This window comes from Siccibacter turicensis LMG 23730 (genome assembly GCF_000463155.2).
GTDB classification, from domain to species: Bacteria; Pseudomonadota; Gammaproteobacteria; order Enterobacterales; family Enterobacteriaceae; genus Siccibacter; species Siccibacter turicensis.
This window is the reverse complement of record NZ_AWFZ01000030.1, coordinates 49,985-67,840: the sequence shown is the minus strand read 5'-3', so window position 1 is coordinate 67,840 and position 17,856 is coordinate 49,985. Positions and strand designations below refer to the sequence as shown.

At 58.2% G+C, this 17,856-nt stretch carries 15 protein-coding genes and 1 pseudogene; all 16 read left to right on the top strand.

Translation table 11 applies throughout. The annotated features are described in order from the left end of the window. Positions 1-5: 5 nt before the first annotated feature. Complete coding sequence (gene wzb / locus DW58_RS09990; protein ID WP_024547796.1) at positions 6-449, top strand: low molecular weight protein-tyrosine-phosphatase Wzb; 444 nt, start codon at positions 6-8, stop codon at positions 447-449. A 2-nt stretch (positions 450-451) separates the two neighbouring features. After that, positions 452-2,614, top strand: a complete 2,163-nt coding sequence (wzc, locus tag DW58_RS09985) for a tyrosine-protein kinase Wzc (RefSeq protein ID WP_024547797.1) — start codon at positions 452-454, stop codon at positions 2,612-2,614. A 161-nt stretch (positions 2,615-2,775) separates the two neighbouring features. Continuing rightward, the gene (wcaA, locus tag DW58_RS09980) at positions 2,776-3,621 is read left to right on the top strand and encodes a colanic acid biosynthesis glycosyltransferase WcaA (RefSeq protein ID WP_024547798.1); all 846 of its coding nucleotides are present in this window, start codon (positions 2,776-2,778) and stop codon (positions 3,619-3,621) included. A 2-nt stretch (positions 3,622-3,623) separates the two neighbouring features. Further along, positions 3,624-4,112, top strand: a complete 489-nt coding sequence (gene wcaB / locus DW58_RS09975) for a colanic acid biosynthesis acetyltransferase WcaB (RefSeq protein WP_024547799.1) — start codon at positions 3,624-3,626, stop codon at positions 4,110-4,112. Further along, positions 4,109-5,326, top strand: a complete 1,218-nt coding sequence (wcaC, locus tag DW58_RS09970) for a colanic acid biosynthesis glycosyltransferase WcaC (RefSeq protein ID WP_024547800.1) — start codon at positions 4,109-4,111, stop codon at positions 5,324-5,326. The genes wcaB and wcaC overlap by 4 nt, the downstream gene beginning before the upstream one ends. Then, positions 5,301-6,521 carry a colanic acid polymerase WcaD gene (gene wcaD / locus DW58_RS09965; protein WP_024547801.1) on the top strand — a complete coding sequence of 407 codons (1,221 nt, stop codon included), beginning with the start codon at positions 5,301-5,303 and terminating at the stop codon, positions 6,519-6,521. Before wcaC ends, wcaD begins: the two co-directional genes overlap by 26 nt. Positions 6,522-6,535: 14 nt before the next feature. Further along, positions 6,536-7,288, top strand: coding sequence for a colanic acid biosynthesis glycosyltransferase WcaE (wcaE, locus tag DW58_RS09960; RefSeq protein WP_024547802.1), 753 nt, complete (start codon positions 6,536-6,538; stop codon positions 7,286-7,288). A 44-nt stretch (positions 7,289-7,332) separates the two neighbouring features. Beyond that, positions 7,333-7,869, top strand: a pseudogene (gene wcaF / locus DW58_RS09955) (colanic acid biosynthesis acetyltransferase WcaF); the annotation flags it as partial. 152 nt (positions 7,870-8,021) lie between these two features. Next, positions 8,022-9,143 (top strand): GDP-mannose 4,6-dehydratase, encoded by a 1,122-nt coding sequence (gene gmd, locus DW58_RS09950; protein ID WP_024547804.1) that lies wholly within the window; start codon positions 8,022-8,024, stop codon positions 9,141-9,143. Positions 9,144-9,145: 2 nt separating this feature from the next. After that, a complete protein-coding gene (gene fcl, locus DW58_RS09945) occupies positions 9,146-10,111 on the top strand; it encodes a GDP-L-fucose synthase (RefSeq protein WP_024547805.1) in 966 nt (321 codons plus the stop codon). 3 nt (positions 10,112-10,114) lie between these two features. Next, a complete protein-coding gene (locus DW58_RS09940) occupies positions 10,115-10,594 on the top strand; it encodes a GDP-mannose mannosyl hydrolase (RefSeq protein WP_024547806.1) in 480 nt (159 codons plus the stop codon). Continuing rightward, the gene (gene wcaI / locus DW58_RS09935; protein ID WP_024547807.1) at positions 10,591-11,880 is read left to right on the top strand and encodes a colanic acid biosynthesis fucosyltransferase WcaI; all 1,290 of its coding nucleotides are present in this window, start codon (positions 10,591-10,593) and stop codon (positions 11,878-11,880) included. The genes DW58_RS09940 and wcaI overlap by 4 nt, the downstream gene beginning before the upstream one ends. After that, positions 11,877-13,322, top strand: a complete 1,446-nt coding sequence (gene cpsB / locus DW58_RS09930) for a mannose-1-phosphate guanyltransferase (protein WP_024562412.1) — start codon at positions 11,877-11,879, stop codon at positions 13,320-13,322. Before wcaI ends, cpsB begins: the two co-directional genes overlap by 4 nt. A 111-nt stretch (positions 13,323-13,433) precedes the next feature. Beyond that, the gene (gene cpsG / locus DW58_RS09925; RefSeq protein ID WP_024550484.1) at positions 13,434-14,804 is read left to right on the top strand and encodes a colanic acid biosynthesis phosphomannomutase CpsG; all 1,371 of its coding nucleotides are present in this window, start codon (positions 13,434-13,436) and stop codon (positions 14,802-14,804) included. A 164-nt stretch (positions 14,805-14,968) separates the two neighbouring features. Continuing rightward, on the top strand, positions 14,969-16,363 hold the full coding sequence (gene wcaJ, locus DW58_RS09920; RefSeq protein WP_024550485.1) for an undecaprenyl-phosphate glucose phosphotransferase: 1,395 nt from the start codon (positions 14,969-14,971) through the stop codon (positions 16,361-16,363). Between the two features lie 10 nt (positions 16,364-16,373). Beyond that, on the top strand, positions 16,374-17,852 hold the full coding sequence (locus DW58_RS09915; protein ID WP_024550486.1) for an MOP flippase family protein: 1,479 nt from the start codon (positions 16,374-16,376) through the stop codon (positions 17,850-17,852). Positions 17,853-17,856: the final 4 nt, after the last annotated feature.

Genomic DNA, 17,856 nt, shown 5'->3' with positions numbered 1-17,856 from the left:
TGCCCATGTTTAACAAAATACTTGTGGTATGCGTGGGGAACATATGCCGTTCCCCTACCGCAGAGCGCCTGCTCAAACAGTACCAGCCAGCGCTGACCGTCGCGTCAGCGGGGCTGGGGGCGCTGGTCGGCAAGGGAGCCGATGCGACGGCGGTTGATGTCGCTCAGGCCCATGACCTTTCACTGGAGGGGCATGTCGCGCGACAGATCACCGCGCGCATGTGCCGGGAATACGACCTGATCCTCGCCATGGAGAAACGGCATATCCATACGCTATGCGAAATGGCGCCGGAGATGCGCGGCAAGGTGATGCTGTTCGGGCACTGGGATAACGAACGTGAAATCCCCGACCCGTATCGTAAAAGCCGCGAGGCGTTTGAAGCGGTCTACTCACTCCTTGACCATTCTGCCCGCAAGTGGGCGCATGCACTGAAAGCTCAGCAGGGATAACAATGACAGAACACGTGAGACATTCTGCCGCCTCGACTGAGGGCAACGATGAAATTGATATCGGCCGTCTGTTAGGGACGGTGATCGAGGCGCGCTGGTGGGTGCTGGGGATTACGGCGCTGTTCGCGCTGGCGGCCCTGGTGTATGTGATGTTCGCCACGCCAATCTACAGCGCCGACGCCATGGTGCAGATTGAGCAGAACACCGGCAACTCGCTGGTGCAGGATATCAACAGCGCCCTGAGCAATAAGCCACCGGCGTCCCAGGCGGAAATGCAGCTGATTACCTCCCGTCTGGTGCTGGGGAAAACCGTTGACGATCTGAACCTCGATATCGCGGTCCAGAAGAACAGCTTCCCGATTTTCGGGGCCGGCTGGGATCGCCTGATGGGGCGCGCCAACGATACGGTAACGGTCACCACCTTCAATCTGCCGAAAGGCATGGGCACCGATGTGTTCACCCTTGAAGTGCTCGGCCCGAAACAGTATGAACTGACCAGCGACGCGGGCTTCAGCGCGCGCGGCGAAGTGGGGCAGATGCTGAACAAAAACGGCGTCAGCCTGCTGGTCAGCGAGATCAAGGCGTCGGAAGGCAGCAGCTTCACCGTCACCAAATACTCCACCCTCGGGATGATCAACCAGCTGCAAAACAACCTGATGGTGACCGAGAACGGCAAAGACTCCGGGGTACTGAGCCTGACCTACACCGGTGAAGACCGCGATCAGATCCGCGACATCCTCAACAGCATCACCCGCAATTACCTTGAGCAGAACGTGCAGCGCAAATCGGAAGAGGCGGCGAAGAGCCTGGCCTTCCTGGCGAAGCAGCTGCCCGAAGTGCGCAACAACCTCGACATCGCGGAGAACAAGCTTAACGCCTTCCGTCAGGATAAAGACTCGGTTGACCTGCCGCTGGAAGCCAAAGCGGTGCTGGACTCGATGGTCAACATCGACGCCCAGCTCAACGAGCTGACCTTTAAAGAGGCGGAAATCTCCAAGCTCTACACCAAAGCGCACCCGGCGTACCGCACGCTGCTGGAGAAACGCCAGGCGCTGGAAGATGAGAAGTCACGCCTGAACGACCGCGTAACGGCGATGCCGAAGACCCAACAGGAGATCGTGCGTCTGACCCGCGACGTGGAGTCCGGCCAGCAGGTCTACATGCAGCTGCTGAACAAACAGCAGGAGCTGAAGATCACCGAAGCGAGCACCGTGGGCGATGTGCGTATCGTCGACCCGGCGATTACCCAGCCGGGCATGGTGAAACCGAAGCGCGCGCTGATTATCCTTGGCGCCATTATTCTCGGTCTGCTGCTCTCTATCGTTGGCGTGCTGCTGCGTTCGCTGTTCAACCGCGGTATCGAAAGCCCGCAGGCACTGGAAGAGGCAGGGATCAGCGTCTACGCCAGCATCCCACTTTCCGAATGGCAGAAAGCGCGTGACAGCGTCAAGACCAACAAAGGGGTCAAGCGCTACAAGCAGAGCCAGCTGCTGGCGGTGGGTAATCCAACCGATCTCGCCATCGAAGCGATTCGCAGCCTGCGTACCAGCCTGCACTTCGCCATGATGCAGGCCAGCAACAACGTCCTGATGATGACCGGTGTCAGCCCCTCAATCGGTAAGACCTTCGTCTGCGCCAACCTGGCGGCGGTGATTAGCCAGACCGACAAGCGCGTGCTGCTCATCGACTGTGATATGCGTAAGGGCTACACCCATGAGCTGCTGGGCACCACCAATACCAACGGGCTGTCTGACATCCTGGCCGGTATGGGCGACATTAGCCAGGCGGCGAAACCGACCTCGATTCCAAACTTCGATCTGGTGCCGCGTGGCCAGGTGCCGCCTAACCCGTCCGAACTGCTGATGAGCGAGCGCTTTACTCAGCTGGTGGAGTGGGCGAGCAAGCACTACGACCTGGTGCTGATCGATACTCCGCCAATCCTGGCGGTCACCGATGCCGCGGTCGTGGGTCGCCACGCCGGTACGACGCTGATGGTGGCGCGCTATGCGGTTAACACCCTGAAAGAGGTGGAAACCAGCCTCAGCCGCTTCGAGCAGAACGGTATCCACGTGAAGGGCGTCATCCTCAACTCCATCTTCCGTCGTGCAACCGGCTATCAGGATTACGGTTACTACGAGTACGAGTACAAGTCGGATCACAAATAATCCGCCGCGTCCCTTAAGCCCGACCCCCTCCCATTAACCCGTGCGTAACGCCCTCTCCCTCAGGGAGAGGGACGGGAGGAGGGCGGAACAAGGACAGCACTATTGCCAGGGTGAGGGTGGCCACACCCAACGTAAAAATTAACCACATCGGGGAACGGAATATGACCAGCACATCGCGCCCGCTGATTTCAATCTATATGCCGACATGGAACCGTCAGCAACTGGCCATTCGCGCCATCAAATCCGTGCTGCGCCAGGACTACGACAACTGGGAGATGATCATCGTGGACGACTGCTCCGCGTCGTACGATCAGCTTCAGCAGTTTGTTGACGAGCTGGGCGATCCGCGCGTGACCTATATCCGCAACGACTATAACTCCGGGGCCTGCTCGGTGCGTAACCAGGCGATCCTCAAGTCCACCGGCACCTTTATTACCGGCATCGACGATGACGATGAGTGGACCCCGAATCGCCTGTCGGTCTTCCTCGAGCACCGAAACAAGCTGCAAACCCACGCCTTCCTCTACGCCAACGACTACATGTGCGAAGGGCAGGTCTACTCCCAGCCGACCAGCCTGCCGCTCTATCCGAAGTCGCCCTGGTCGCTGAAGCTGTTTTTCAAACGCAATATCGTCGGCAACCAGGTGTTTACCTTCGCATGGCGTTTCAAAGAGAGCCTGTTCGATGTTCATCTGATGGCGGCTCAGGACTACGACATCTTCCTGCGCATGGTGTTGCAGTACGGCGAGCCGTTCAAAGTGGAAGAGGCGACCCAGATCCTGCACATCAACCACGGCGAAATGCAGATCACCAAATCGGCGAAGAAGTTTGCCGGCTACTTCAACTTCTACCGCAAACACAAGCACGTGTTCGATCGCGCCAGCAAGAAGTATCAGCTGTTTACGCTCTACCAGATCCGCAATAAGCAGATGAGCTTCCGCACCCTGATGACGCTGCTGAGCGTGCGCAATACCAAACGCCTGACCGACGGACTGCGGAGTAAGTGATGCTGATGGAAGATTTACGCGCCAATAGCTGGAGCCTGCGCCCGTGCTGCATGGTGGTGGCTTATCGCATCGCGCACTTCTGCTCGGTGTGGCGCAAAAAGAACGTGGTGAACAATCTCTGGGCCGCGCCGGTGCTGCTGATGTACCGCTTCATCACCGAATGCCTGTTCGGGTATGAGATCCAGGCGGCAGCGACCATCGGTCGGCGTTTTACCATTCATCATGGCTACGCCGTGGTGATCAATAAGAACGTGGTGGCGGGGGATGACTTTACCATTCGCCACGGCGTCACCATCGGCAACCGTGGGCCGGACAGCCTGGCCTGCCCGGTTATCGGCAACGGTGTCGAGCTGGGTGCGAACGCGATACTGATTGGTGATATCACCATTGGAAATAACGTCATCGTCGGCGCGGGCAGCGTGGTGGTGACCGACGTGCCGGATAACGCGCTGGTGGTAGGCGAAAAAGCAAAAATTAAGGTGATAGCGTGAATATCCTGCAATTTAACGTGCGCCTGGCGGAGGGCGGGGCGGCCGGTGTTGCCCTCGACCTGCACCAGCGTGCCCTGAATCAGGGCATGCACTCCCGCTTTATTTATGGATACGGCAAGGGCGGTAAAAAAAGCGTCAGCCATGACCAGTTTCGCCAGGTGGAAAAACACACCCCGCGGCTGGTGTCGATGGCGAACATCGCGCTGTTTCGCTTTTTTAACCGCGACCTGTTTGGCAATCTCAACGGCCTCTACCGCCAGATTGTCGCCACCCCCGAGCCGGTGGTGCTGCACTTCCACGTGCTGCACAGCTACTGGCTGAATCTCGATGAGGTGGTGGCCTTTTGCCGTAAGGTACGCGCCAACAAAGCGGACGTGACCTTTGTCTGGACGCTGCACGATCACTGGAGCGTGACCGGGCGCTGCGCCTTTCTCGACGGCTGCGACGGCTGGAAAAGCGGCTGCGTGAAGTGCCCGACCCTCGACAACTACCCGCCGGTGAAGGTGGATCGCGCACGCCATCTGGTGGCGGATAAGCGCCGCTGCTTTAACGAGATGCTCGCCCTCGGCTGTACGTTTATCTCGCCGAGCCAGCACGTGGCCGACGCCTTCAACAGCCTCTACGGGGCAGGGCAGTGCAGGATCATCAATAACGGTATCGACGTGGCAACCGAAGCCATTCTCGCCCAGCTGCCGGAACCGCCGGCGCGCGTCGGTACGCCGAAAATCGCCGTGGTGGCCCATGACCTGCGCTATGACGGCAAAACCAACCAGAAGCTGGTGAGCCAGATGGTGGCGCTCGGCGATAAGATTGAACTGCACACCTTCGGCAAGTTCTCGCCGTTTAACGGCCCGAACGTGACCAACCACGGGTTTGTGACCGACAAGAAAAAGCTGATGAGCGAACTTAACCAGATGGATGCCCTGGTCTTCAGCTCCCGCGTGGACAACTATCCGCTGATCCTGTGCGAAGCGCTCTCCATCGGCGTACCGGTGATTGCCACCCACAGTGAAGCGGCGGAAGAGGTGCTGCGCAAGTCCGGCGGCGTGACCGTGGATGCGTCGCAGGTGCTGGAGCTGGTGCAGCTCAACAAAGCCGCCATTGCCCAGCGCCTTTTTGGGACGGACCTTGCCGCGTTTCGCGCGCGCAGCCGTGAAGCGTACAGCGGGAAACAGATGCTGGAGGAATATGTCTCGTTCTATCAGAGTCTGTAGCTATCTGCTGTTGCCCATCATCTATCTGGTGGTCAACATCAAGATTGCCCAGCTGGGCGAAAGCTTCCCGATTACCATCGTCACCTTCCTCCCACTGCTGCTGCTGCTGTTTGTGGAGAAGATTAACCTCAAGAAGCTGATGATTGGTCTCGGGATTGGTGCCGGGCTGACGCTGTTCAACTACATCTTTGGCCGCTCGCTGGATGCCAGTAAGTACGTCACCTCCACCATGCTGTTTATCTATCTGGTGATCATCATCAGCATGGTGTGGGCAATCCGCTTCAAAACCATCTCCACCCGCAACCATAAGAAGATCCTGCGGCTGTTTTACGTGGTGATTGCCCTGGTGGTGGGGCTGGCGGCGGTGGAAATGGCGGAAATAATTCTTACCGGCGGCAGCAGTTTAATTGAAACAATTTCGAAGTATCTGATTTACAGCAACAGCTATGTTCTGAATTTTATTAAATTTGGCGGTCGACGCACCACCGCGTTCTATTTTGAACCGGCGTTTTTTGCTCTGGCGTTAATCTCAATTTGGCTCAGCATCAAACAGTTTGGTATCAAAACGCCGAAAACCGATGGTATGATTCTGGCTGGAATCGTGTTATCCGGATCGTTTTCAGGGGTAATGACGTTCATCATTTTCTATTTGCTCGAATGGGCGTTTCAGTACCTTAACAAAAGTGCCATCAAAAAGAAGTTGCCGCTGGCGATAATCTCGCTAAGCGTGTTTGTGGTCGGCGTGGTGTTCGCATTCCCCTACATTGCGGATCGCCTCGGTGATTTAGGAACGGAAGGCTCGTCATCGTATTATCGTATAATTGGTCCGCTGGCGATGGTTGGTTACTCGCTCACCAATATCGATGGCGTCGTACGTTTCGGTTCGCTTTACGAATATGTTGCATCATTCGGAATTTTTAACGGTGCGGACGTCGGTAAAACAATAGACAATGGCCTGTATCTGCTCATCATATATTTCTCATGGTGTGCCGTGATACTCGCTGGCTGGTTCATGTACAAGATTTTTAAGATGACGCGAAATGCGTTTGGTAACAACCAAAACTTCCGTGTTCAGCTCTACTTGTTTACGCCAGTTTCGCTGTTTTTTACCGGTTCAATATTTAGCCCGGAATATGCGTTCTTAATTGTCTGTCCGTTTATTCTGAGAAAAGCGTTAAAAATTGCTGATTCCTGATGAGGTATGCCGAAATGTTATTAAGCGTTATTACTGTCGCCTGGAAAAATTACGAGGGTGTGGTGAAAACCTGGCAGTCGCTGGCCCATCTGGCGAAAGCAGCAGACCTCTCCTTCGAGTGGATCGTGGTTGACGGCGGCTCCGATGACGGCACCGCAGAATTTCTCGAAAACCTGAACGGGCAGTACCACTTACGCTATATCAGCGAGAAAGACAAAGGCATCTATGATGCCATGAACAAAGGCATTGCGATGGCCGAAGGCCGCTTCGCCATCTTCCTGAACTCCGGCGACGTCTTCCACGACGAGGTGTGTGACGTCGTTCGTGAGCTGGCCCGCAAGCCGGAATCTGAACGCGCGATGTACATTGCCGATGCGCTGCTCGATTTCGGCGACGGCACCAAAATTCGCCGCAGCGCGAAGCACGGCTGGTATATTTATCACAGCCTGCCAGCCAGCCATCAGGCGATTTTCTTCCCGGTTGCCGGGCTTAAGCAGCACCCCTACGATTTACAATATAAAGTCTCATCCGATTACGCGCTTGCCGCCAGCATGTATAAAGCCGGCTATGCCTTTAAACGTATTAAGGGCGTGGTGTCTGAATTTTCCATGGGCGGGGTGTCGACCTCTAATAATATTGAACTGTGTCGTGATGCAAAAAATGTACAGCGTAAGATATTAGGTGTGCCTGGCTTCTGGGCAGAATTATCTTATTTATTACGCATGCGCACGACCGGTAAGACGAAAGCCTTATATCACAAAGCGTAAATCACTTTTCAGAATATCCTTACGCGAAAATATAGGGAAAGAAAATGCAAGAATTAAGAGGATTCTCGGTGCCAAATGGGTTCCGGGGTGGGAATGCTATTAAGGTTCAACTCTGGTGGGCGGTGCAGGCAACATTATTTGCCTGGTCTCCGCAAATAGCCTACCGCTGGCGAGCATTTTTATTACGCCTGTTTGGGGCGCGAATTGGTAAAGGCGTGGTCATTCGCCCGTCGGTAAAAATAACCTATCCGTGGAAATTAACCGTAGGCGATTACGCCTGGGTAGGGGACGACGCGGTGCTGTATACCCTGGGCGATATTACCCTCGGTGCCAATTCGGTGGTCTCGCAGAAGTGCTATTTGTGCACCGGCAGCCACGACTATTTGAGTAAACATTTTGATATTACCGCCTCGCCGATTGTGATTGGCGAGAAGTGCTGGCTGGCCACCGATGTGTTTGTGGCACCGGGCGTGTCGATTGGCGACACCACCGTGGTTGGCGCCCGCAGCAGCGTATTCAAGTCTTTACCGCCGAACGTGGTGTGTCGGGGCAACCCGGCCGTCATCGTGCGGGAGCGCGTTCCCGGTGATACGGGAAATGATTTAGCCCCTCTTGCCGGAGGGGACCGGGGTGAGAGTGGACTCTCACCGCAACAGCCTGAACAGGGCAACACGAAATCCGCCTTTTCTGAAAACGTCTAAGGCCCAGACCGAATAACAGAGGAAATGAAATCATGAGTAAAGTTGCTCTCATCACAGGTGTAACCGGACAGGATGGCTCCTACCTGGCTGAACTTCTGCTGGAAAAAGGCTACGAAGTTCACGGTATTAAGCGTCGTGCATCGTCCTTCAATACCGAACGTGTGGATCACATCTACCAGGATCCGCACAGCACCAACCCGAAATTCCACCTTCACTACGGTGACCTGACCGATACCTCCAACCTGACGCGCATCCTGCAGGAAGTGCAGCCGGACGAAGTGTACAACCTGGGTGCCATGAGCCACGTTGCCGTTTCCTTCGAGTCTCCGGAATACACCGCTGACGTCGATGCGATGGGTACGCTGCGTCTGCTGGAAGCCATCCGCTTCCTGGGCCTTGAGAAGAAAACCCGTTTCTATCAGGCGTCCACCTCTGAGCTGTACGGTCTGGTGCAGGAAACCCCGCAGAAAGAGACCACGCCGTTCTACCCGCGCTCTCCGTATGCCGTCGCCAAACTGTACGCCTACTGGATCACCGTCAACTACCGTGAATCCTACGGCATGTATGCCTGCAACGGCATCCTGTTCAACCACGAATCCCCGCGTCGCGGCGAAACCTTCGTGACCCGTAAAATCACCCGCGCGATCGCCAACATCGCTCAGGGTCTGGAATCCTGCCTGCACCTCGGCAACATGGACTCCCTGCGTGACTGGGGCCATGCCAAAGACTACGTAAAAATGCAGTGGATGATGCTGCAGCAGGAAAAACCGGAAGACTTCGTTATCGCCACCGGCGTGCAGTACTCCGTGCGTCAGTTTGTGGAAATGGCGGCTGCCCAGCTAGGTATCAAACTGCGCTTTGAAGGCACCGGCGTGGATGAGAAAGGCATCGTGGTATCCGTTACCGGTCACGACGCACCGGGCGTGAAGCCGGGCGACGTTATCGTACAGGTTGACCCGCGCTACTTCCGTCCTGCTGAAGTGGAAACCCTGCTCGGCGATCCGACCAAAGCACACGAAAAACTGGGCTGGAAACCGGAAATCACCCTGCAGGAAATGGTCTCCGAGATGGTTGCTAAAGATCTCGAAGCCGCGAAGAAACACTCGTTGCTGAAGTCCCATGGCTACGAGGTTGCCATCGCGCTGGAGTCCTGAGCATGAAAAAACAACGTGTCTTCGTTGCCGGCCACCGCGGGATGGTGGGGTCGGCCATCGTACGCCAGCTCGAACAGCGCGATGAGATCGAGCTGGTGCTGCGCAACCGTGACGAACTCAACCTGCTGGACAGCGGGGCGGTCAACGCCTTCTTCGCCGAACAGCAGATTGACCAGGTTTACCTGGCGGCGGCGAAAGTGGGGGGTATTGTGGCGAACAATACCTACCCGGCTGACTTCATCTACGAAAACATGATGATCGAGAGCAACATCATTCACGCTGCGCACCTGCACAACGTGAACAAGCTGCTGTTCCTCGGCTCATCCTGTATCTATCCGAAGCTGGCGAAGCAGCCTATCGCGGAAAGCGAACTGCTGCAGGGAACCCTGGAGCCGACTAACGAGCCGTACGCGATTGCCAAAATCGCCGGGATCAAGCTGTGCGAGTCCTATAACCGCCAGCACGATCGCGATTACCGCTCGGTGATGCCGACCAACCTGTACGGGCCGAACGACAACTTCCACCCGAGCAACTCCCACGTGATCCCTGCGCTGCTGCGCCGCTTCCACGAAGCGACCGAGCAGAACACGCCGGACGTAGTGGTGTGGGGCAGCGGTACGCCGATGCGCGAGTTCCTGCACGTGGATGACATGGCGGCTGCCAGCATTCACATCATGGAGCTGGACCGCGAGGTATGGCAGGAGAACACCGAGCCGATGCTGTCGCACATCAACGTCGGTACCGGCGTGGACTGCACCATCCGTGAGCTGGCGCAGACCATCGCGCAGGTTACCGGCTACAAGGGCCGCGTGGTGTTTGATGCCACCAAGCCGGACGGAACGCCGCGCAAGCTGCTCGACGTAACGCGTCTGCACGCGCTGGGCTGGTATCACGAGATCTCGCTGGAAGCGGGTCTGGCCAGCACCTACCAGTGGTTCCTTGAAAACCAGAACCGGTTCCGGGGGTAAGGGATGTTTTTAAGCCAGCAAGACTTTGCCACCGTGGTGCGCTCCACGCCGCTTATCTCAATCGATCTGATCGTCGAGAACGAGCGGGGAGAGTTTCTGCTTGGCAAGCGCAACAACCGTCCGGCACAGGGCTTCTGGTTCGTGCCGGGGGGACGCGTGCAGAAAGACGAAACCCTGGCGGCGGCGTTTGAACGTCTGACGCAGGCCGAACTGGGGAAAGGGTATGCAATGGGTGACGGGGAGTTCTATGGCGTCTGGCAGCACTTCTATGACGACAACTTCTCCGGCACCGATTTCTCTACCCACTATATCGTGCTCGGCTTCCGGCTGAAGGTGACGCAGGCGGACCTGCGTCTGCCTGACGAGCAGCACAACGACTACCGCTGGCAGACCCCTGAGGCGCTGCTGGCCGGTAACGATGTGCACGACAACAGCCGGGCTTACTTTCTGGACGCGCGCAAAGCGGAGGCGCCGGGGCTATGAAGATACTGGTGTACGGAATTAACTACGCCCCGGAGCTGACCGGCACCGGGAAGTACACCGGGGAGATGGTGGAATGGATGGCCCGTCAGGGCCATGACGTTCACGTCATCACCGCGCCGCCGTACTACCCGCAGTGGGCGGTACAGAACGGCTATGCTAGCTGGCGCTACCGTAAAGAGCAGAGCGCCGCCACCGTCTGGCGCTGCCCGCTCTATGTTCCAAAGCAGCCGTCAACCCTGAAACGCCTGATTCACCTGGGCAGTTTCGCCTTCAGTTCGCTGTTCCCGCTGCTGGGTCAGCGCAGCTGGAAGCCGGATGTCATCATCGGCGTGGTGCCGACCCTGTTCTGCGTACCGGGCATGCGCCTGCTGGCGAAACTGACCGGGGCGCACACCGTCCTGCACATTCAGGATTACGAAGTGGATGCCATGCTCGGCCTCGGTATGGCCGGGAAAGGCGAGGGCGGCACCGTGGCGCGTCTTGCCAGCCGCTTCGAACGCAGCGGTCTGCACAACGTCGATAACGTCTCTACCATTTCGCGCTCGATGATGAACAAAGCCATCGAGAAGGGCGTCGACCCGTCGCGCGTTATTTTCTTCCCTAACTGGTCTGAAGTGGCGCGTTTTCGCGATGTCGATGCCGCTCAGGTCGCGGCGCTGCGCACCCAGCTTGGGCTGCCGGCCGATCACAAAGTGCTGCTCTACTCCGGCAACGTCGGCGAGAAGCAGGGGCTTGAGAACGTGATTGAGGTCGCCGACCGCTTCCGCGATCGTCCCTGGACCTTCGCCATCGTCGGGCAGGGCGGCGGCAAAGCGCGGCTGGAGAAAATGGTCGCCGACCGCGGCCTGCACAACGTCAAATTCTTCCCGCTGCAGCCTTACGAGGCGCTGCCTGCTCTGCTGAAGATGGGCGATTGCCATCTGGTTATCCAGCGCCGCGGTGCGGCGGATGCGGTACTGCCGTCCAAGCTCACCAACATTCTGGCGGTCGGCGGCAATGCGGTGATCACCGCAGAAGCGCAGACCGAGCTGGGCCAGCTTTGCACTACCTATCCCGGCATTGCCGTTTGCGTCGAGCCAGAGTCCGTTGATGCCCTCGCGGCCGGCATTCTGCAAGCGCTGGCGATGCCGGAAGAAAACACGGTGGCACGTGAATATGCCGAACGCACGCTCGAGAAAGAGAACGTGTTAAGCCAGTTTATTGCTGATATTGACGCTCAGCGCACCGGCGGACAGGTTGATCCGCACGCGGCGGTGGGCGAAAGAAAATACGGGGATCAATCATGAGCCAGTCTCAACTCTACCCGGTGATCATGGCGGGCGGTTCCGGCAGCCGTCTGTGGCCGCTCTCCCGCGTGCTCTATCCGAAACAGTTCCTGTGCCTGAAAGGCGAGCTGACCATGCTGCAGGCCACCATCTGCCGCCTCAACGGCGTGCAGTGCGAAAGCCCGGTAGTGATCTGCAACGAGCAGCACCGTTTTATCGTCGCCGAGCAGCTGCGCCAGCTCAACAAGCTGACGGAAAACATCATCCTCGAACCGGCGGGCCGCAATACCGCCCCGGCGATCGCACTGGCGGCGCTGGCCGCGGTGCGCAATAGCCCGGATAACGATCCGCTGATGCTGGTCCTCGCGGCTGACCACGTTATCCAGAACGAAGAGGCGTTCCGCGACGCGGTGCGCGCCGCCACGCCGTTTGCCGAGAGCGGCAAGCTGGTGACCTTCGGCATCGTGCCGGATCTGCCGGAAACCGGCTACGGCTATATCCGCCGCGGCGAGGTCTCCAACCCTGGCACGGCGGACGTGGACGCGGTGGCGTTCAGCGTGGCGCAGTTTGTGGAAAAACCGAATCTCGACACCGCCCAGGCCTATGTGGCGTCCGGGGAGTACTACTGGAACAGCGGTATGTTCCTGTTCCGCGCCGGTCGCTATCTGGAAGAGCTGGGCAAATATCGCCCGGATATCCTCGAAGCCTGCGAGCGTGCCATGAGCACCGTTGACCCGGATCTCGATTTTATTCGCGTGGATGAAGAGGCCTTCCTCGCCTGTCCGGAAGAGTCTATCGACTACGCGGTGATGGAAAAAACCGCCGATGCGGTGGTGGTGCCGATGGACGCAGGCTGGAGCGACGTAGGCTCCTGGTCGTCGCTGTGGGAGATAAGCCCGCGGACGCCAGAGGGAAACGTCCATCATGGCGACGTCATCAGCCATAAGACCGAAAACAGCTACGTCTACGCCGAGTCGGGTCTGGTGACCACGGTTGGCGTGAAGGATCTTGTGGTGGTGCAGACCAAAGATGCGGTGCTGATTGCTGACCGTAATCACGTTCAGGACGTGAAGAAGGTGGTGGAGCAGATCAAAGCCGACGGTCGCCATGAGCACCATATCCACCGCGAAGTGTACCGTCCGTGGGGCAAATACGACTCCATCGACGCCGGCGATCGCTATCAGGTGAAACGCATCACCGTGAAGCCGGGCGAAGGGCTGTCACTGCAGATGCATCACCACCGCGCCGAGCACTGGATTGTGGTGGCCGGTACCGCGAAGGTGACCATCAACGACGACATCAAACTGCTGGGTGAAAACGAATCCATTTACATCCCGCTGGGTGCGACCCACTGCCTGGAGAATCCCGGCAAAATCGCGCTCGACCTGATTGAAGTGCGGTCCGGATCGTACCTCGAAGAGGACGACGTGGTGCGGTTTGCCGACCGCTACGGCCGCGTCTGATCCGGCGGCCTTTTCAGGGGCAGGCAGCGGTACCGCCGCCTGCCACCTGAAGCGCGCAGCATCCCAATGAATAACGGTTTTCCGAAAAAAGCGTAACCAAGAGATAAAAAAATGGAAAAGTTAACCTGTTTTAAAGCCTACGACATTCGTGGCCGTCTGGGCGAAGAGTTGAATGAAGACATCGCGTGGCGTATCGGCCGCGCCTACGGCGAGTTCCTGAAGCCAAAAACCATTGTGCTGGGCGGCGACGTGCGCCTGACCAGCGAAGCCCTGAAGCTGGCGCTGGCGCGCGGCTTACAGGACGCGGGCGTGGACGTGCTGGATATCGGCCTGTCCGGCACCGAAGAGATCTATTTCGCCACCTTCCATCTCGGGGTGGACGGCGGCATCGAAGTGACCGCCAGCCATAACCCGATGGACTATAACGGCATGAAGCTGGTGCGCGAAGGCGCGCGCCCGATCAGCGGCGACACCGGCCTGCGTGACGTACAGCGCCTCGCCGAAGCCAACGACTTCCCGCCGGTGAATGAGGCCGCACGCGGCAGCTATAAGCAGATCAATCTGCGCGATGCCTACATCGACCATCTGCTGAGCTACATCGACGTGAAAAACCTCGCGCCGCTGAAGCTTGTGATCAACTCCGGTAACGGCGCGGCCGGTCCGGTGGTGGACGCTATCGAAGCGCGCTTCACTGCGCTTGGCGTACCGGTGCAGTTCATCAAGGTACACAACACCCCGGACGGCAACTTCCCGAACGGTATTCCTAACCCACTGCTGCCCGAGTGCCGGGACGATACCCGCAACGCGGTGATTGAGCACGGCGCGGACATGGGCATCGCCTTTGACGGCGATTTCGACCGCTGCTTCCTGTTTGACGAAACCGGGCAGTTTATCGAGGGCTACTACATCGTTGGCCTGCTGGCCGAAGCGTTCCTCGAAAAACACCCCGGCGCGAAAATCATCCACGACCCGCGCCTCTCCTGGAACACGGTTGACGTGGTGACCGCCGCGGGCGGTGCGCCGGTGATGTCGAAAACCGGCCACGCCTTTATCAAAGAGCGTATGCGCCAGGAAGACGCCATCTACGGCGGCGAAATGAGCGCCCACCACTATTTCCGCGATTTCGCCTACTGCGACAGCGGGATGATCCCGTGGCTGCTGGTGGCCGAACTGGTGAGCCTGAAAGGGCAGTCGCTGGGTGAACTGGTGCGCGACCGCATGGCGGCCTTCCCGGCAAGCGGCGAAATTAACAACAAGATTGCCGAACCGGCGCAGGCGATTGCCCGGGTGGAGCAGCACTTCGCGCCGCAGGCACTGTCGGTGGATCGCACCGACGGCATCAGCATGGCGTTCGTGGACTGGCGCTTCAATCTGCGCAGTTCCAACACCGAACCGGTGGTGCGCCTGAACGTGGAGTCGCGCGCCAATCCGGAACTGATGCAGGCGCGAACCAAAGAGATTCTGGCGCTGCTGACGCAGTGATCATCCGGGATATCGCCCCGGTTCGCTCACTGACGAGCGGGCCGGGCCGACGCCCCGACGTGATGTTCTAAGGAGGGTGGGGCGCGCGTAGTGCACGCCTCACGGAAAAAGGAACAGACGACGCCGACCGTCTACAGTGCGCCTCGGCGCTAACGGGTAAAACGATGACAAATCTAAAAAAGCGCGAGCGGGCGAAAACAAATGCATCGTTAATTTCAATGGTGCAACGATTCTCTGACATCACCATCATGTTCTTCGGACTGTGGGTGGTATGTAAGGTTTACGCGCTGCCGTTTTTCTACATTCACCTACTGATGGCGCTGATGACCCTCGTCGTGTTCCAGATGATCGGGGGAATCACCGATTTCTACCGCTCATGGCGCGGCGTGAAGATCTCAACCGAACTGATGCTGCTGCTCCAGAACTGGACCCTGAGCATCATCTTCAGCGCCGGACTGATGGCCTTCAATAGCGACTTTGACGCCTCGTTTGGCCTGATTTTTGCCTGGTACTTCCTCAGCAGCGTCGGGCTGGTGGTGTGCCGCTCCCTTATCCGCTTCGGTGCGGGCTGGCTGCGCCATCACGGGTATAACACTCGCCGCGTGGCGATTGCCGGTGCGCTGCCGGTGGGCAGCGAGCTGGCGAACAGCTTCCGTAATGAGCCCTGGCTGGGTTTTGAGGTGGTAGGCGTCTACCACGATCCAGGTGAAGAGGGCGTTTCCGCCCAGTGGGCCGGTACCCTTGAGCAACTGGTGGAAGACGCGCGCGCGGCAAAGATCCACAACGTCTACATCGCCATGCCGATGTGCGAAGAGTCAAAAATCAAAAAGCTGGTGCAGTCCCTGGCCGACACCACCTGCTCGGTAATCCTTATTCCTGACGTCTTCACCTTTAATATCCTGCACTCGCGCATCGAAGAGGTGAACGGCGTGCCGGTGGTGCCGCTGTTCGATACCCCGCTGAGCGGTGTCAACCGCGTGCTCAAGCGTCTGGAGGACATCGTGCTGTCGGCCATGATCCTGCTGCTCATCTCCCCGGTGCTGTGCTGCATCGCCGTGGCGGTGAAGATGAGCTCTCCTGGCCCGATTATTTTCCGTCAGACCCGCTACGGCATGGACGGGAAGCCGATCAAGGTGTGGAAGTTCCGTTCGATGCGCGTCATGGAGAACGACGCCGTCGTGACCCAGGCGACCCAGAACGACCCGCGCGTCACCCGGGTGGGCAACTTCCTGCGTCGTACCTCGCTTGACGAGCTGCCGCAGTTCATCAACGTGCTGACCGGCGGGATGTCCATCGTCGGGCCGCGTCCACACGCCGTGGCGCACAACGAACAGTATCGCTCGCTGATCCAGGGCTACATGCTGCGTCATAAAGTGAAACCGGGTATCACCGGCTGGGCGCAGATCAACGGCTGGCGCGGTGAAACGGACACCCTGGAAAAAATGGAAAAACGCGTTGAGTTCGACCTGGAGTACATCCGTGAGTGGAGCCTCTGGTTTGATATCAAGATTGTTTTTCTGACCATCTTCAAAGGCTTTGTTAACAAAGCGGCCTATTAAGCGAGTACGCATGAGCCTGAGAAATAAAACCATCAGCGGGGCGAAGTGGTCAGCCATGGCCACCGTCATCATTATCAGCCTCGGGCTGATTCAGATGACGGTGCTGGCGCGCATCATCGACAGCCACCAGTTCGGGCTGCTGACGGTGGCGCTGGTGATTATCGCCCTCGCCGATACGCTGTCCGATTTCGGCATCGCGAACTCAATCATCCAGCGCAAAGAGATCTCGAATCTCGAACTGACCACCCTCTACTGGCTGAACGTCGGGCTGGGGATCGTGGTGTGCATCGCCATGTTCCTGCTGGGCGATGTCATCGCCGGAGCGCTCAACAACCCCGATCTGGCGCCGCTGATTCAAACCCTGTCGTTTGCTTTCGTGGTTATTCCGCACGGTCAGCAGTTCCGCGCGCTGATGCAGAAAGAGCTGGAGTTCAACAAGATCGGCTCGATTGAGACCTTCTCGGTCATGGCCGGGTTCACCTTTACCGTGGTGAGCGCCCAGTTCTGGCCGGTGGCGATGACCGCTATCTGGGGGTATCTGGTCAACAGCGTGGTGCGCACGATGCTGTTTGGCTTCTTCGGGCGCAAGATTTACCGTCCGGGGCTTCACTTCTCGCTGCGCTCGGTGGCCTCTAACCTGCGGTTCGGCGCCTGGCTTACCGCGGACAGCCTGATCAACTACGTCAACACCAACCTCTCGACGCTGGTGCTGGCGCGTATTCTCGGCGCGAGCGTCGCCGGGGGCTACAACCTCGCCTACAACGTGGCGGTGGTGCCGCCGATGAAGCTCAACCCGATCATCACCCGCGTGCTGTTCCCGGCGTTCGCCAAAATCCAGGACGACATCGGCAAGCTGCGCCTTAACTTCTACAAGCTGCTCTCGGTGGTGGGGATCATCAACTTCCCGGCGCTGCTGGGGCTGATGGTGGTATCCAACAACTTTGTGCCGCTGGTGTTTGGCGAGAAGTGGGTCAGCATCATTCCCATCCTGCAGCTGCTCTGCATCGTCGGCCTGCTGCGCTCCATCGGTAACCCTATCGGGTCGCTGCTGATGGCCAAAGCGCGGGTCGATATCAGCTTCAAATTCAACGTGTTCAAAACCTTCCTGTTTATTCCGGCAATTATCGTCGGCGGCCATATGGCCGGCGCACTTGGCGTGACGCTGGGCTTCCTGCTGGTGCAGATCGTCAACACCGTGCTGAGCTACTTCGTGATGATTAAACCGGTGCTGGGCTCCAGCTACCGGGAGTACATCCAGAGCATCTGGCTGCCGTTCTACCTGTCGCTGCCGACGCTGGTGGTGAGCTGGGCGCTCGGCGTGGCGCTGGACGGCCATCTGCCACTCGCCTCGCTGCTGGCGGTGCAGATTGGCGCCGGGGTGCTGGCCTTTGGCGTGATGATTGTGCTGTCGCGCAATGCGCTGGTGGTCGAGCTGAAACGTCAGTTTTGCCGTAACGATAAAATGAAAATGCTGCTTCGCGCTGGCTAAGCCG

What these genes read in the sequence shown, in the direction of transcription:
- wzb (WP_024547796.1), top strand. Translation starts at nt 6, where the DNA reads ATGTTTAACAAAATACTTGTGGTATGCGTGGGGAACATATGCCGTTCC.
- wzc (WP_024547797.1), top strand. Translation starts at nt 452, where the DNA reads ATGACAGAACACGTGAGACATTCTGCCGCCTCGACTGAGGGCAACGAT.
- wcaA (WP_024547798.1), top strand. Translation starts at nt 2,776, where the DNA reads ATGACCAGCACATCGCGCCCGCTGATTTCAATCTATATGCCGACATGG.
- wcaD (WP_024547801.1), top strand. Translation starts at nt 5,301, where the DNA reads ATGTCTCGTTCTATCAGAGTCTGTAGCTATCTGCTGTTGCCCATCATC.
- wcaE (WP_024547802.1), top strand. Translation starts at nt 6,536, where the DNA reads ATGTTATTAAGCGTTATTACTGTCGCCTGGAAAAATTACGAGGGTGTG.
- gmd (WP_024547804.1), top strand. Translation starts at nt 8,022, where the DNA reads ATGAGTAAAGTTGCTCTCATCACAGGTGTAACCGGACAGGATGGCTCC.
- fcl (WP_024547805.1), top strand. Translation starts at nt 9,146, where the DNA reads ATGAAAAAACAACGTGTCTTCGTTGCCGGCCACCGCGGGATGGTGGGG.
- DW58_RS09940 (WP_024547806.1), top strand. Translation starts at nt 10,115, where the DNA reads ATGTTTTTAAGCCAGCAAGACTTTGCCACCGTGGTGCGCTCCACGCCG.
- wcaI (WP_024547807.1), top strand. Translation starts at nt 10,591, where the DNA reads ATGAAGATACTGGTGTACGGAATTAACTACGCCCCGGAGCTGACCGGC.
- cpsB (WP_024562412.1), top strand. Translation starts at nt 11,877, where the DNA reads ATGAGCCAGTCTCAACTCTACCCGGTGATCATGGCGGGCGGTTCCGGC.
- cpsG (WP_024550484.1), top strand. Translation starts at nt 13,434, where the DNA reads ATGGAAAAGTTAACCTGTTTTAAAGCCTACGACATTCGTGGCCGTCTG.
- wcaJ (WP_024550485.1), top strand. Translation starts at nt 14,969, where the DNA reads ATGACAAATCTAAAAAAGCGCGAGCGGGCGAAAACAAATGCATCGTTA.
- DW58_RS09915 (WP_024550486.1), top strand. Translation starts at nt 16,374, where the DNA reads ATGAGCCTGAGAAATAAAACCATCAGCGGGGCGAAGTGGTCAGCCATG.